At 62.9% G+C, this 13,823-nt stretch carries 13 protein-coding genes and 2 pseudogenes; 9 read left to right on the forward strand and 6 right to left on the reverse strand.

Going from position 1 to position 13,823, the window contains the following annotated elements; all coding sequences use genetic code 11:
• Positions 1 to 42: 42 nt before the first annotated feature.
• Entirely contained in the window at positions 43 to 1,968 is a 1,926-nt protein-coding gene (locus M3I54_RS03150; RefSeq protein ID WP_254332949.1) for a hypothetical protein, read from the reverse strand.
• Between the two features lie 633 nt (positions 1,969 to 2,601).
• On the opposite strand from M3I54_RS03150, the pseudogene M3I54_RS03155 reads away from it, so the two are divergent.
• From M3I54_RS03155 to M3I54_RS03165, 3 genes and pseudogenes are all read left to right on the forward strand, one after another.
• A pseudogene (locus tag M3I54_RS03155) lies at positions 2,602 to 3,499 on the forward strand (LysR family transcriptional regulator).
• A gap of 94 nt (positions 3,500 to 3,593) precedes the next feature.
• Positions 3,594 to 5,087 carry an MFS transporter gene (locus M3I54_RS03160; protein WP_254332951.1) on the forward strand — a complete coding sequence of 498 codons (1,494 nt, stop codon included), beginning with the start codon at positions 3,594 to 3,596 and terminating at the stop codon, positions 5,085 to 5,087.
• Between the two features lie 126 nt (positions 5,088 to 5,213).
• A complete protein-coding gene (locus M3I54_RS03165) occupies positions 5,214 to 5,843 on the forward strand; it encodes a lytic transglycosylase domain-containing protein (RefSeq protein ID WP_254332953.1) in 630 nt (209 codons plus the stop codon).
• A 407-nt stretch (positions 5,844 to 6,250) separates the two neighbouring features.
• Here the strand turns inward: M3I54_RS03165 and M3I54_RS03170 are convergent, their stop codons facing one another.
• From M3I54_RS03170 to M3I54_RS03180, 3 genes are all read right to left on the reverse strand, one after another.
• The gene (locus M3I54_RS03170; RefSeq protein ID WP_254333029.1) at positions 6,251 to 6,622 is read right to left on the reverse strand and encodes a hypothetical protein; all 372 of its coding nucleotides are present in this window, start codon (positions 6,620 to 6,622) and stop codon (positions 6,251 to 6,253) included.
• 396 nt (positions 6,623 to 7,018) lie between these two features.
• Positions 7,019 to 7,633: a GNAT family N-acetyltransferase gene (locus M3I54_RS03175; RefSeq protein ID WP_254332955.1), complete on the reverse strand. Its 615-nt coding sequence runs from the start codon at positions 7,631 to 7,633 to the stop codon at positions 7,019 to 7,021.
• A 48-nt stretch (positions 7,634 to 7,681) separates the two neighbouring features.
• Complete coding sequence (locus M3I54_RS03180; RefSeq protein ID WP_254332957.1) at positions 7,682 to 8,098, reverse strand: universal stress protein; 417 nt, start codon at positions 8,096 to 8,098, stop codon at positions 7,682 to 7,684.
• A 141-nt stretch (positions 8,099 to 8,239) separates the two neighbouring features.
• Between M3I54_RS03180 and M3I54_RS03185 the strand changes: the two are divergent.
• Positions 8,240 to 8,383: pseudogene (locus tag M3I54_RS03185) on the forward strand (AraC family transcriptional regulator); the annotation flags it as partial.
• 19 nt (positions 8,384 to 8,402) lie between these two features.
• On the opposite strand, the gene M3I54_RS03190 reads toward M3I54_RS03185, so the two are convergent.
• On the reverse strand, positions 8,403 to 9,386 hold the full coding sequence (locus M3I54_RS03190) for an aldo/keto reductase (protein ID WP_254332958.1): 984 nt from the start codon (positions 9,384 to 9,386) through the stop codon (positions 8,403 to 8,405).
• Between the two features lie 142 nt (positions 9,387 to 9,528).
• Between M3I54_RS03190 and M3I54_RS03195 the strand changes: the two genes are divergently transcribed.
• Both M3I54_RS03195 and M3I54_RS03200 read left to right on the forward strand, forming a co-directional pair.
• Positions 9,529 to 10,452, forward strand: a complete 924-nt coding sequence (locus M3I54_RS03195; protein ID WP_254332959.1) for a LysR family transcriptional regulator — start codon at positions 9,529 to 9,531, stop codon at positions 10,450 to 10,452.
• A 113-nt stretch (positions 10,453 to 10,565) separates the two neighbouring features.
• A complete protein-coding gene (locus M3I54_RS03200; RefSeq protein WP_254332960.1) occupies positions 10,566 to 11,915 on the forward strand; it encodes an ATP-binding protein in 1,350 nt (449 codons plus the stop codon).
• A gap of 46 nt (positions 11,916 to 11,961) precedes the next feature.
• On the opposite strand, the gene M3I54_RS03205 is transcribed toward M3I54_RS03200, so the two are convergent.
• Positions 11,962 to 12,327: a cupin domain-containing protein gene (locus M3I54_RS03205; RefSeq protein WP_254332961.1), complete on the reverse strand. Its 366-nt coding sequence runs from the start codon at positions 12,325 to 12,327 to the stop codon at positions 11,962 to 11,964.
• Positions 12,328 to 12,561: 234 nt separating this feature from the next.
• Here M3I54_RS03205 and M3I54_RS03210 point away from each other — a divergent pair, with 234 nt between their 5' ends.
• Genes M3I54_RS03210 through M3I54_RS03220 form a run of 3 tightly spaced genes read left to right on the forward strand, consistent with a single transcriptional unit; the run spans position 12,562 to position 13,812 of the window.
• Positions 12,562 to 12,945 carry a GFA family protein gene (locus tag M3I54_RS03210; protein WP_254332962.1) on the forward strand — a complete coding sequence of 128 codons (384 nt, stop codon included), beginning with the start codon at positions 12,562 to 12,564 and terminating at the stop codon, positions 12,943 to 12,945.
• Positions 12,942 to 13,106, forward strand: a complete 165-nt coding sequence (locus tag M3I54_RS03215) for a hypothetical protein (RefSeq protein WP_165979342.1) — start codon at positions 12,942 to 12,944, stop codon at positions 13,104 to 13,106. The genes M3I54_RS03210 and M3I54_RS03215 overlap by 4 nt, the downstream gene beginning before the upstream one ends.
• A complete protein-coding gene (locus tag M3I54_RS03220; RefSeq protein ID WP_254332963.1) occupies positions 13,069 to 13,812 on the forward strand; it encodes a response regulator in 744 nt (247 codons plus the stop codon). Before M3I54_RS03215 ends, M3I54_RS03220 begins: the two co-directional genes overlap by 38 nt.
• Positions 13,813 to 13,823: the final 11 nt, after the last annotated feature.

Consider the following 13,823-nt stretch of genomic DNA (forward strand, 5'->3'; position numbering starts at 1 on the left):
GGGTACCGCTTTGTCGGGTGACTCAGCGGCCGCTCAGTTCGGTCAGTTCGGCACGTAGCCCGTGGGGAGCGTCGAATTGGTGCTCGCCACCGAAGCATTCTGCGAAATCACGTAGACCGGCGATTCAGTCAGGCTCAGCGAGAGCTTGCCGTTGCTGTAGCTCTTCGTCGTCGGATTGCCCATCTCGTCGAGCACGGTGACCGTGCCGCTCGTGCCGGGTGCATCCACCGCGAGGCTGTAACCCACGCTATAGGTCGAGCTGTAGCCGGTGCTCGCGCTCCACACGCTGTTGTTGTGCGTCCAGAGGGCCGTGATGACCGCGCCGCTGTTGAGCTGCTGGAACGCGTAGGCGTAGACGCCCGAGGGCGTGTTCTTCACCGGGCCGAGCGTGTTGGTGCCGTCGAGAATGCGCGTCATCGCCGCGACGGCCATGGCCGCCGGCTTCGGGCTGATATTCTGCGCGCCATATTGGCCCTGGGCGTCGGCGAGATCGAAGAACGTGCCGTAGCCCACGAGGCCCGGGAAGTCCGCACCGTAGAAGATCCAGGTTTGATCGGCGCCTTCGCCCAGAATGATCACGTGGCTGCGCGCCACCAGTGCGCCTTGTGCGTACAGGATATTGCCAGTCGGATAGTTGGGACCGTACGACGAGCCATTGTCATAGCTGATGCCAAGCTCCGTGCTGAACAGCTTCATGCCCGGCTTGTAGTCAGCCGCCATTTCGCTGCGCAGCGCGCGCATTTGCCCCATCAGCGAGCCGGACGCGTTGGCGGGATCGGTTTCGAGACGTTCGGGAGCAAACGAAGGCGAGCTGCCGTTGATGTCGTAGTAGCTGTGCGTCGTCACGCCGTCGATGTACTGTGCGTAGCCGAGCGGCGCGAGGGCTTTCAGCTGGTCGGCGGTGCCGGATGGCGCAGTATCGGTCGGCCCCATCACGACTGCGTGTGGGTCGGTCGAGTGGATGCCTTGATAGACGGCCTGATAGAGCTGCACGAATTGCGTGTTCGTGCCTTGCCATTGGGCATCCGGTTCCCAGGTGAGCTGGTAGTAGTTGGCCGCCTGCTTCGGAAAATAAGTCGTCCGAATGATGTTCGATTCCGTACCGATCCGGCTCATGTAGTTCTGGTAATACGCGAGATCGGTAGGCGGAAGCGATTCGTCCTCGAACGCGCCCGTCGGGCTCGCCCAGGCGGGAATGCCGTCCAGACGCACGAGCCGCATCACGTTGCCCGTGGTGTAGAACGGGTCGAGGTTGTTGGCGTTCGGGTTGAAGGTGTTGGGGCCGTTCGGCTCCATGTTGTACAGCTCGCGGTGGTCGTACGTCCACGAGATGCCGAGCGAGGAGAGCACGGACGTGTTGTCGTCTTCGCCTTGCATGCCGAAGCGATGCAAGTCCTGATGCGCATACGTGACGGTCGGCACGATGCCGGCCAGGTTGGGCAGCACCCCGAAGGTCGCGGTACCGGCGGGGCGGGTGCCCAACTCGGGGAGCTGACCGCCGGCGGTGGCGAGGTTCGCGGTCACGGCAAAGTAGCCCGCGAGCGTCGACGTGCAGCTCAGCGTGGTCGTCTCCGGGCCTGCCGTCACGCGCAGGCTGCCGCTCGTGACCACCTTGCCGACCTGGTCGGTGATCGACCAGTTCAGCGTGTCGGCTGCGGGCGCATTGGTGGTGAACGCGAGAGGAAACGCCGTACCCGAGGCGAAGATACGGCCGCTTTGCGTGGTCGGCGTATCGGCGCTCACCAGATCGCTGCCGGAACTCGCGCTCGATTTCACGGCGGAGCCGCAGTGCAGCGTGCCGCGCGTGGTTGTGGCCGCATTCGCGCTGGCGTTCGCGGTAGTCGCGTCACTCGCGCCTTGTGCAGTGGCTGAGGCATTGGTCGCATCCGTGCCGGAGCTTCCGGAACCGCCGCCGCCGCACGCCGCGAGGAACAGCGACGACGACAGCAAGAGATAGAAGAGTTTCATCGATCGAAGAAAAAAGACAAAACGACGCCCAGCCGGCTACGGCGCGCGATGCGCGCTCAGATGCTGGCTAAGGTCTGAAGAATGAGTTTTGGCGGACGCCGCACAACGGCTCGATGAGCCCTGCGCCCGCTACGTGCACCGCGCGGCTCGCGCTATTGCGCGAACATGCGTATCTGTCCTTTTGCTTTCGCGCGGGTAAATATTGCCCCCTCGCTACGGCTGCCCCGTCGGGAATTTCGGCCCTGCGCTGGATCCCTGAAGGAGGGAGACGTGCGCAATATTTTCGGACGAAGACTACGAAGTCACTGCTTGAAGTCAGACGCGCGGCGGATATTACCGATAATTCCCCCTGGCATGTGAAAATCAGACGTAACAAAATGTCACACGAATTGCCTCGAGTTTCAATTACCGAAACTTAGTCAATTTCCGCCAATAGCAAGGTAGTAATTACCTCAAATGCAGACGGTAATGCCTACTGCATGAATTGCGTGTTTCGCCTGCTATTGCGCGCTATATCGGCAGTTCTTGGGTGGCCTGAAGTGCGCGGATGTAATTTATTCTTTGGTCTATATTTCCCTTTTAAATGGCTTTCTGATTTATTCGGGTCGGACGTTAATTGACTCTGCTGACAATATTGCGGGCACGCGAATCGATCCCTATAGCCTCGAGCTGTTCATTTCGGTCGTGGAGGAAGGGTCCATTGCCCGAGCGGCCAGTCGCAATCACATTGCGCCTTCGGCATTGAGCCGCCCATGGCGGATCTGGAAGCGGCGATGGGGCTGCCTTCGCTTATCCGGTCGCCGTCGGGCGTCGAATTGACCGAGGCGGGCCGTCACGCGTTTTCACGCGCGGTGGCGGTACACGACCAGTTGCAGTCGCTGGCGCGTGAAGTTCAGTCGTTCGGTGAGGTGGCGGGTGTGGTGCGCCTGTTCGCCAACGCTTCCGCGATCGTTGGTTTTCTGCCGGAGCGGCTCAAGGTCTTTCAGGCGCGCTACCCTCTCGTGCAGATCGCCCTGACCGAACAGATCAGCGACGAAGTCGTGCGGGCCTGCATGGAAGATCGCGCGGACGTGGGGATATCCGCGAGCGGCAGGATTCCCGGCGCGCTGGACTCGTGGCACTTCGCCAACGACCCGCTCATGGCGTACTGCCGCCCGAGCATGAGCTGGCCGCCATGCAAGCACTCACGTTCAACGACGTGCTGCGGTTTCCGCTCGTGGCGCTGCAGGCGGGTGGCTCGCTCGACTAGATCCTCAAGGAACGTGCCGCCGCTGCGCGCGTGCCGCTCAAGATTCCGGTGACGGTCAACAGCTTCGACGCCCAATGCCGCATGGTCGAGGCGCGGCTTGGCATAGGCATCGTGCCGACTAGTGCGGCGTCGGCCTTCGCGGGCTCGCAGGGGTTCGTGCGCCGGCCGCTCGACGAGCCCTGGGCGACGAGCCGCAGTCTGCAATTGCACGCGTTGCGCAAGTCGCCGCGCCTGAGGGCCGTGCAAGCCTCGATCGATACGCTCGTCCAGCGCGAGGGTTAACAAGGACATCGCGCACTGCGATGCCCCCTTTGCCGATCGAGCACTTCATCGCGCTGCTCGCCGCCGTCTAGATTTCCCCTCAAGGAGAAATTGGATGGCAACACTGGAATTGACTGGCCGCGTACTGTTTCTTTGCAATGACCCGACGCAGGTCGAGCGGCAATTGAATGGCACCGATCTGGAAGGCGTCACGCCGGACGCCTTGAGAGACGACATTTCGACCGATGAGATCACGCCGATGAGCGTGCTCACGCGCTTCGACGATCGCCTCGGCCGTGTGCCCTACCTTGGTTTTCAGGCCGGCGGGCGCAATCCTGTTGGTATGGATTCCGTACGAAATGGCGGATTCGGCGTGACCGTGGCCGGGAATCGATACGGCAAGGGATCGTCGCGCGAGCACAGCCCGCTGGCCGAGTTCCGTGCGGGCATCCGGCTCGTCATCGCGCGCAGCTTCGAGCGCATCTATCGACAGAACGCCGACAACATCGGCCTGTTCACGTCGACGGACTTCGGGCTGATCGAGCGCATCCAGCGAGTTCTGCAAGAGGTCGGTGTCTCGTTGTCGTTGTTAATGGCGTTATTTCGATACGCACACTCTGGCGTGGGCATAGGCGTCGAACAGGTGACCATCGGCACGTACCTCTCCGAACTTGCGCCCAAACACCTGCGTGGCAGAGCGTTCGCAGTGTGCCAGGCGATCGGCTTTTCGGCGGTGCCCGTCGTGGCGTTTCTTTCGTGGCTTCTAGTGCTGCGTGCGCCGCTGGGGCTCGATGGATGGCGCTGGGTCGTGCTGCTGGGCGGCTTTAGCGCGCTCTTTGTCTGGTACTTCCGGCGCAATCTGCCCGAGAGTCCGCGTTGGCTCGCGAGTAAAGGCCGCACCGAAGAAGCCGCAGCGGTGCTGGCAGACCTCGAAGAAAAGGTTGCGCGGCAATACGGAGCGCCGCAGCCTGCAGTCGGCCCTGCCGACCCGGCGCCGCGAAAAGCAGGATTCGCGGACATGTGGAAGCCGCCATATGGCAAACGCACCGTCATGCTGATCGTCTTCCATATCTTCCAGACGGTGGGCTTTTACGGCTTTGCGAACTGGGTGCCCACGCTGCTCGTGAAGCAAGGCATTACAGTCACGTCGAGCCTCATGCACACCACGGTGATCGGTCTCGCCGCGCCGCTGGGTCCGCTGCTAGGCTACTGGATTGCCGACCGCTTCGAGCGCAAGCATGTGATCGTCGGCATGGCGGCGATCAATATCGTAAGCGGTCTGTTATTCAGCCAGGCGTCGGCGGCGGTCGCGATCGTGACGCTCGGCGTGCTGCTTACGCTCGCCGGCAACATCATTTCGTTCACCTATCACACGTACCAGCAGGAGCTTTACCCGACGGCCATCCGCGCGCGTGCCGTGGGCTTCGTCTATTCGTGGAGCCGGCTCTCGGCGGTGTTCGGTTCCTTCGTCATCGCCTTTACGCTCAAGGAGTTCGGCGTGACGGGCGTGTTCGTTTTCATAGCGGGTGCGATGGCGCTCGTGATGGTGTCGATCGGCCTGATGGGGCCCCGCACGCTTGGCAAGTCGCTGGAGAGCATTTCGCATTGAGCCGTCCTCGCACTCTACCCACAAATGTTTACGCGATTTTTTCGTATGAGCGTCACTTTTTTCTGAAATTGTTCGGTCGACCGGCGTAGCCTTTCAAAAAGTTTCATAAGTAAAGCGCTACCGCATATGAACAACAATCTCGGTGATCGGCGAGGCGCTCGTTCGCATGGCCTTCGTGCTCTGATTCTAGCGGCGATCCTGGTTAGTGGTTCGTTCAACGGAATAACCTATGGCGCCGACGCATCGGTCGTTGCGCCGCCCGAGCCCGCCTACGGCGCAGTCCCGCAGGGCATACCGACAGCCGAAGACATCGCGACCGTGTTGAACGTGCGGTTTCATATCGGCTTGCACGATGCACTGAAGATCGGCGTGGCAGTGTTGCAAGCCGCACGACGCGACACGATTTCGCCGATTCTGCTGCTCGCAGTCATCGCCGTCGAATCGAATTTCGACCGTTTCGCCGTGAGCGTCGCCGGCGCCAGGGGGCTCATGCAAATCCTGCCGTCGCAGCACAGGGACATTGTCCTTCATACTTCCGATCTGACCGACGCGGGCACCAACGTCAGCATCGGGTCGTCGATCCTGCACGACTACATCGAGGCGTCCGATGGGGACGTTCATGGCGCGCTTCTGCGCTATAGTGGTGGCGCTAAAGACTACCCGCGGCGCGTGGCCGATCGCGTAAACGTGATCAAGACGGCATTCCCCGGCGAGCCGCGTATGCCGGCATCCGAAGCGGCGGCGCAAATCAAGTAATGACGCTTGCGTGGGAGGTACAACAACCATGATTCAGCCAACTGCTCACCTCACTGAGCCCATCCTGTCCGCGGACTCGTCCGTATGGTTTTCGGCTTATCGATTTGGGTGGGGATATTGCGCCTATTCACTCCCTTGCGAGGTGGTTTGTGAAAAGCTCGGTGCGACGGACGAGTCCCCGAAACAACTCATGCTGGCATTTGCGCTCAATAAATCGAGGCTTGTTCGCGTAATCGAGCATCGATATCCCCTACTCGTCAACGAGCGGATCATACTGGCAGCCGCGGATCTCTGAGTGTGTTCTGGCTGGCTCGCAAATATAGACCCGACTGATCAGGGCGAATCCCCCGAGACCGTACGTCAACGGGGGCTTCGCTTTTGCCAGTTGCACCGCGTTCATCCGCCCTCTAACGGCGTTGCATCTTGATGACGCGCGAAACCTGCGCGGACGTCAATCCACATTTTTGCACATACGGCGCGCAGGAAAGCGGGGTGACGAAGGACTCGCCCGCAGCAAACAGGCCTGCAAACCGGTACGAGTCGGTGTCCGTCTTGATGAATACCGGTATGGCTTCACCTTGTCCCGAGAGCGTTCGCCCCGCCGCATTCGCAGAAGCACTGCTGTTGCAGATGATGACATCCGGCGCTTGCGGATTGAGGTCCGTCCGCAAACAAGCGGCGACGACCTTCCCGTTCTTCGTGGGAAGAAATGCCTGCTTGTTCCCACCGCAGACCTGGTGAATGAATTCGCGACTGTAGTTCTTGTTAATTTCAAACATGGAAAAAGCTCCTGAATCGACTGCTGTTGATTTCCACTCGGGGAATGGCCGAGCGGAATGAGGGTGCTTTGCGCATTGCAGTGACGTGCGAACCGATCGGGTACAGGCCCACGGCTGATCAACCGCAATCGCGGTGTTCAGATGACAAAGAGGGTCACGCGGAAATGCTGCCGGGACGCGCACCGTTCGCCTGCTGGCAAGACGGTGGCTCGAGGAGAAGGCTCAGACGTCTTGTCTGTCAGGCAAGGGACAACCAGGGGGACGAGGACATCGGATGTTCATGGAACATCTCCGTATTGGATTACCGCAATATTTTAATGCGCTATATTTTTACGGCAAGTAAAAAGAGCGTAAAGCCATCCAGAGGATAGCGAATTCGGCGACGCTCAATATCCGTTATCGATCGTGCTGAAAGCGACGGCTAGCGTGCGATGCAGGAGCATACCGCCAGCCAGTTAAGGTCGGACGACTGAGCACGGCGCTGTCATCGGCGCACCCGGGGAAGTGGACCGTATCGACGAGCCTGAACCCTAACGTATGGTAGAAGTCGAGAAGACTGACCGCGGCAACTGGGGTATCGAGAGCCAGTTGCGCATAGCCCAGGGCTGCTGCCCACCGATTGGCAAACGACAGTAATGCCCGGCCAATGCCCAGATGTTGCCAACGCGGATCGACACCGTACCGGTGAATCGTTGCAACGTCCTGGCGCCTGTAGTGGCGGCAGGGTGAGGAGAGGTTAGTCCCCTCGATGGTCAGCGTTCCCACGAGCTGACCGTTGCACGCGGCGATAAAGCACGCCTCTGCTTTCGCGCTTCGCCGCCGGCCGGATTCGCGACTTACGTAGTAGCTGTTAATTTCCTCTTTCCTGTCGAGACTGGAAGCGGCGCTGCGAAGCAGCTTCGCTATCAGTTCCGATGAATCGCAATGGATGTCAAACCGCCGGATCTGGAGCCGGACCATTTCAGACGGATCCAGGCTGAGCCATTCGTTGTGTTCTTCTGTTGCGATCATGAATGCCCCGGCTTCACTTGATGATCATGGAGTGAGAGAGCTGGCGCCTCAGCGCAGCAGCGTAACGGGCGTTGCGCGCAGCCGGCAAAGCTTCATGAGCATGCCCAGCTTGCGCAGCGTGCCGAGATGACTGGCGTCGACGACAACGATGTCGGCATGTCCGCTTTCAACGCAGCGGGACACGCTTCGCACGAACGGGCCGCATAGATAGCTCGATGTGTAGGGCACCCCGGCATCGTCGAGAATCGCGCAGGTTTCGCTGAGTGCGTGGCTCAGGTGTCGCTGACTTTGTTCGCGTAGCTCGTCTTTCGACCAAAATGCACTGGTGCGCTCGATGGTGACGTCTTCAAGGACTTCCAGGATCTCGACTTCAGCCACGCAATGTTCGGCGAACAGGAAAGCGCTGTGACGCGCCGCCTGGGCGGCGCCGCGCCGGTCAAAAATGGGAATCAGTATTTTCAGCACGCTCGCTCTCGCCAGAATGTGGCTCAGCGTTACCGCGTGAGCCCGGAAGCACGGAGATCGATCTAGTGATCGCCTTCGTACAGCGTAGAACGAAGCCCGTAAACATGGTGCAAAAAGATGGTGCTTCACGACATGGTGCATGCGCCGCTCGCCCAGGACGAAGGCTTCGCGGCTCAGGCGCACCTGAGCCGCACGACCCGCCGCATGACCGGCTTCTCGCCCACCGACTTCGCGCAGCGCCATGTAGAGGACGAGTCGTGCTGCATGTACCGGTTGTGGGTGTGAGCTGGCCGCACGCGCCGCGTCAGCGATCCACCCGCTGCTGCCACTGGGCCGGATAGCGGTCGCCCACGACCTGGATCTCTTTGAGCGCCGCTTCGATGGCGGCGAGATCGCCAGCACTCAACTCGACACTGGCTGCGCCCACGTTCTCGTCGAGCCGCGCAAGCTTCGTGGTGCCAGGAATCGGCACGATCCACGGCTTTTGCGCGAGCAGCCAGGCCAGTGCGATCTGCGCACGCGTCGCGCCTTTGCCGTCGGCCAGGCGGCCGAGCACGTCGACTAGCCCGGCGTTGGCCTTGCGGTTCTCCTCCGTAAAGCGCGGCACCATGGCGCGGAAGTCGCTCTGGTGGAACGACGTGCGCTCATCGATCGCGCCAGTCAGAAAGCCCTTGCCGAGCGGGCTGAACGGCACGAAGCCGATGCCCAGTTCCTCCAGAACCGGCATTATCTTGTGCTCAGGCTCCCGCCACCAGAGCGAATATTCGCTCTGCAGCGCCGCGACGGGCTGCACGGCGTGGGCGCGGCGAATGGACTGCTCGCCCGCTTCGGAAAGGCCGAAGTGCTTGACCTTGCCTTCGCGGATCAGGTCCTTGACCGTGCCCGCCACGTCTTCCATGGGCACGTTCGGATCGACGCGGTGCTGATAGAACAGGTCGATGCGGTCGGTGTTCAGGCGCTTGAGCGACGCCTCGGCCACGGCGCGGATGCGCTCGGGGCGGCTGTCCATTGGCTTCTTCGAGTCGCCGTCCTGAAAGCCGAACTTCGTCGCGATCACCACCTGGTCGCGAATCGGCGCGACCGCCTCGCCCACCCGTTCTTCGTTGACGAAGGGCCCGTAGACTTCGGCCGTGTCGAAGAACGTGACGCCGCGCTCGAACGCCGTGCGGATCAGGCGGATCGCATCGTTCTTTTCGGTGGCGGGACCGTAGCCGAAGCTTAAGCCCATGCAGCCAAGACCCAATGCGGAAACTTCGAGGCCGTTCTTGCCGAGAGTGCGCTTTTGCATGACTTGCTCCTTTTTTCGTGAACTGAAATGACTGGCGCTCCTGTTCGCGCGGGAGCCGCCTTCTACCCGACCGAGTGTAGGTTGCTGCAGGTCGCTCAACAATCCCGCTAAACTTGCATGGGGTATTGAGGAAAATTCACAAATGGTGCGCACCGGCTTATCCGAACTGACGGCCTTCGTGACGATCGCCGAGCAGCGCAGCTTTAGCGGCGCAGCGCGCGTGCTGGGCGTTTCGCCTTCCGCGCTCAGCCACACCGTGCGCAGCCTGGAGGCGAAGCTCGGCGTGCGCCTCCTGAACCGCACCACGCGCTCCGTGGCGCTGACCGAGGCGGGCGAGCAACTGCTCAATCGCGTGCGGCCGGCCATGGCCGATCTCGAAGACGCCGTGAACGACGTCGCGACCGCGAGCAACCGGCCTTCGGGATCGATCCGCATCAGCGCCTCGGAATCGGGCGCACGCCCGCTCATTCGTCATGTGCTGCCGGGGTTCCTCGCCCGCTATCCGGACATCCGCGTGGAATTCGTGACGGACTCGCGGCTCGTGGACATCGTGGCCGGCGGGTTCGACGCCGGCGTGCGCGTGCTCGAAGACGTGCCGCGCGACATGATCGCCGTGCGCTTCACGCAGGACATGCGCTTTGGCGCGGTGGCCTCGCCTGCGTATCTGGCGCAGCGTGCACCGCCGCACGCGCCGCACGACCTGGAGCAGCACCGCTGCATCCGTTTTCGCTTCGAGAGCGGCGCGCTGTTCCGCTGGGATTTCGCGCACCGCGGCAAGAGCGCCAGCATCGACGTGGACGGGCCGCTCACGCTCGGCAATCTCAACCTGATGGTCGAGGCGGCGCTCGCCGGGGTGGGCGTGGCCTGGGTGCCGGAATCGCTCGTGGCCGAGCATGTGGCCGCCGGGCGGCTCGTCCACCTGCTACCTGCGTGGGGGCCGGTGTTTTCGGGGCTCTGCCTTTACTATCCGGCCAATCGCCATCCGCCCGCGGCGCTGCGCCTCTTCGCGCAGGCCGTGCGCGAATGGGCCGATGCCGCACCGCAGCAAAAGGCCGAAGCGCGATGAAATGAACTGGCCTGCAATGTATTGTGTCCCGCGCCCGCGCCGATACAGTGAGATACAAAGCCTCTCGCGGCATGGGGTATAAACCCATCATTCCCTGTACACGGAGTCCGAACATGCACACCGCTGGTTTTGCGGGCGGCGCGGCGATGAGCGCGCTGCACTGGCCGCGCACGCTGTTCGCGCGCCTCGCCCTGATCCTTTGCGTCGGCCTCGCGCTCGCGCAGGGGCTGTCGTTCAAGCTCACGATGACCGAGCGCAACGACGCCACCGCGAACATGATGACCAATTACATCTCGCGCGAAGTCGCCATCTCCGTGGCGCTGCTCGACCATCTGCCCGCGGCCGAACGCGCGGCATGGCTGCCGCAGCTTGCGCGGCGCACCTATAGCTTTATCCTCGGTCCCGGCACGCCGGGCGAGCCGCCCGACGCGCGCCGCTCGAAGAACGTGGCCTCGGCCATCGCGGCGGGCCTCGCCGACAAGTACGCGCTCACGACCAATTCGGTGCCCGGCAACGGCGAACGCCTGCAGATCCACCTGCGGCTGTCCGACGGCTCGCCGCTCACCATCGATTACCGCCCGGGTCCCGCGCTGCCCTTGTCGGGCTGGCTGCCGGCTGTGCTCGCCGCCCAGCTCGTCGTGCTGGCGGCGTGCTGCTGGTTCGCGGTGCGCACCGCCACGCGGCCGCTGCACGAACTCGCGCGCGTGGCCGACGCGCTCGGCCCGGACCTGAAGGCGGAGCGCCTCGAGGAAGAAGGGCCCTCCGAAGTGGCGCGCGCGGCGCGCGCGTTCAACGCGATGCAGGAGCGGATATCGGCGCACGTGGCCGAGCGCATGCAGATTCTGGCGGCCATCTCCCACGATTTGCAGACGCCGATCACGCGTATGCGGCTGCGCGTGGACCAGATGGACGACGAAGCGCAAGCGGGCAAGCTCGCGCAGGACCTGCACGAGATGGAGCAACTGGTGAAGGAGGGCGTGGCCTACGCGCGTACGCTGCACGGCACCGGCGAAGCGCCCGCTCGCGTCGACCTCGACGCGCTGCTCGACAGCCTGGTATGCGACTACGTCGATGCGGGCTCGCCCGTGAGCTTCGAGCGCCGCCTGAACGTGGCGATCGTCACGCGCGTGCAGGCGCTGCGCCGCATCGTCGGCAATCTCGTGGATAACGCGCTGAAGTATGGGAGCACGGCGGCCATCGAGGTGAGCGCGTCGCCGCAGGACAAGACCGTCACGATCTCGGTGCTCGACAGCGGTCCCGGCATTCCCGAGGAAGCGCTCGAAAAGGTGTTCGAGCCGTTCTACCGGCTCGAAACCTCGCGCAACCGCGGCACGGGCGGCACGGGCCTGGGCCTCGCGATCTCGCGCCAGCTCGCCGTGGCGATGGGCGCGCAGCTCACGCTGCGCAACCGGCCCGAAGGCGGCCTGGAAGGGCGGCTCGTGCTTGGCGGCGCGGATGCGTGAAAGGCGGCGCGCCATAGGCGCCCGGTCGTGTGAGTCAAGCGGTTGATCAAGCGAGCGGAATGAACACGTTGAACTGGCCTTCCTCGGGGTGGCGCGAGCGATGGCCCTTGCCCACGGTGTCTTCGCACAGCACGACCGTGCCCGGCTCGCAGTGGCGCGTGTAGCCGTCGCTCGTTTCGAACTCGACCCAGCCGGTCATCCAGATAACGAACTGACGAACCGGCGTGGTGTGCCAGTCCGCCTCCTTGAGGCCCGCCGGAACCCAGCCAAAGCGCACCGCCTTCGCCGGCTCCCACGTCGAGAGGTAAATGGGCGGGATGTTGGGAAAGAGTTCAAGCGGGGTGAGCGGGATATCGATGTCCTCGAAATGGGACTCACCCTGGGCGTCGGCATAGATTCGCAGACATTTCATCGGGATCTCCTGGAGCCGTTCTCTCAGTTTCGCTCGCTACAGCAAACGAGCATAAACAATGCCGGTTTGTTGCGGGCCGGCTGCGGTCATTGCCGGCCATTTCTGGTCGATATGCAGCGCGCCGAATCTGCGCTAGCGCACATTGTCGTCCCGAATCGGGCGGCGCGGTTCCGGTTTGTACGCGGCACATAGCAAGTTCAATCACCCAACGAAATCAACCGAGCGGAGAGCAAGATGAGCACGTCGACGAGCACGACCAGCTGGAAGGGTTCCTGTCATTGCGGTGCGGTACAGTTTGAAGTCCACACGGCGATCGAGCCCGCAGGGCGTTGCAACTGCAGCCTGTGCCGGCGCAAGGGCGCGCTGATGAGTCCGCCGTTCGAGGGCGGCGAACTGTCGATCCACGCGGGCGAAGACGCGCTCACGCTGTACCAGTTCAATACGCGTGTGGCGAAGCACTATTTCTGCAGGCACTGCGGCATTTATCCGTTTCATCAGACACGCAGGGACCCGGCGCGCTGGCGCGTCAATCTCGGCTGCCTGGAGGGCGTGGATGTCTACGCGCTCGAAGCGTCGATTGCCGACGGCGCCAGCCTTTCCGTGATGGAGGACGCATGAAACGCCTGCTCGCCATCCTGTTCTTCGCGGCGAGCGGCCTGGCTGCGGAGATTGCGCATCCGGTGTACTGTTCGTGCATTGCCGAAACCCGTTCACGCCTCGCGCGCAAGGAGAAAAACACCAATGACGGAAAAGATGGATCACGTTCTGATCGTCGATGACGATCGCGGCATACGTGAACTGGTCGGGGCCTACCTCGAAAAGAACGGCATGCGCGTGTCGCTGGCCGCGAACGGGCGCGAAATGCGCTCGATGCTGGAGGGCGGCGCGCCCGACCTGATCGTGCTCGACCTCATGATGCCTGGCGACGACGGGCTCGTGCTGTGCCGCGAGCTGCGCGCGGGCAAGTTCCGCGCCGTGCCCGTGGTGATGCTCACCGCGCGCAATGAAGAGACGGATCGCATCGTGGGCCTCGAAATGGGCGCCGACGACTACCTGCCCAAGCCCTTCGCCGTGCGCGAACTGTTCGCGCGCATCCGCTCGGTGCTGCGCCGCACACGCATGCTGCCGCCGGGCATGGAAGTGAGCGAGTCGGCGCAACTGCTTGCCTTCGGCGACTGGCGGCTCGACACCACGGCGCGGCATCTGCTCGACGCCGAAGGCACGATCGTCGCGCTGAGCGGCGCGGAATACCGGCTGTTGCGCGTGTTTCTCGATCATCCGCAGCGCGTGCTCACGCGCGACCAGTTGCTGAGCCTCACGCAAGGCCGCCAGGCCGACGCGTTCGACCGCTCGATCGACCTGCTCGTGAGCCGGTTGCGCCAGCGCCTGCGCGACGAGGCGCGCGAGCCGCGTTACATCAAGACGCTGCGCAGCGAAGGGTATGTGTTTTCCTCGGCGGTGAGCACGGTCGACGCACCGGACTAAGGCCGCCACGA

The organism is Paraburkholderia sp. CNPSo 3274, assembly GCF_024206475.1.
In the GTDB taxonomy this organism is placed as follows: Bacteria; Pseudomonadota; Gammaproteobacteria; order Burkholderiales; family Burkholderiaceae; genus Paraburkholderia.

Bases quoted from the DNA above. Each gene is read 5' to 3' on its own strand.
- M3I54_RS03195 (WP_254332959.1), top strand. From the start codon at position 9,529: ATGGTGCGCACCGGCTTATCCGAACTGACGGCCTTCGTGACGATCGCC.
- M3I54_RS03160 (WP_254332951.1), top strand. From the start codon at position 3,594: ATGGCAACACTGGAATTGACTGGCCGCGTACTGTTTCTTTGCAATGAC.
- M3I54_RS03200 (WP_254332960.1), top strand. From the start codon at position 10,566: ATGCACACCGCTGGTTTTGCGGGCGGCGCGGCGATGAGCGCGCTGCAC.
- M3I54_RS03170 (WP_254333029.1), bottom strand. From the start codon at position 6,622: ATGTTTGAAATTAACAAGAACTACAGTCGCGAATTCATTCACCAGGTC.
- M3I54_RS03220 (WP_254332963.1), top strand. From the start codon at position 13,069: ATGACGGAAAAGATGGATCACGTTCTGATCGTCGATGACGATCGCGGC.
- M3I54_RS03165 (WP_254332953.1), top strand. From the start codon at position 5,214: ATGAACAACAATCTCGGTGATCGGCGAGGCGCTCGTTCGCATGGCCTT.
- M3I54_RS03175 (WP_254332955.1), bottom strand. From the start codon at position 7,633: ATGATCGCAACAGAAGAACACAACGAATGGCTCAGCCTGGATCCGTCT.
- M3I54_RS03205 (WP_254332961.1), bottom strand. From the start codon at position 12,327: ATGAAATGTCTGCGAATCTATGCCGACGCCCAGGGTGAGTCCCATTTC.
- M3I54_RS03190 (WP_254332958.1), bottom strand. From the start codon at position 9,386: ATGCAAAAGCGCACTCTCGGCAAGAACGGCCTCGAAGTTTCCGCATTG.
- M3I54_RS03150 (WP_254332949.1), bottom strand. From the start codon at position 1,968: ATGAAACTCTTCTATCTCTTGCTGTCGTCGTCGCTGTTCCTCGCGGCG.
- M3I54_RS03215 (WP_165979342.1), top strand. From the start codon at position 12,942: ATGAAACGCCTGCTCGCCATCCTGTTCTTCGCGGCGAGCGGCCTGGCT.
- M3I54_RS03210 (WP_254332962.1), top strand. From the start codon at position 12,562: ATGAGCACGTCGACGAGCACGACCAGCTGGAAGGGTTCCTGTCATTGC.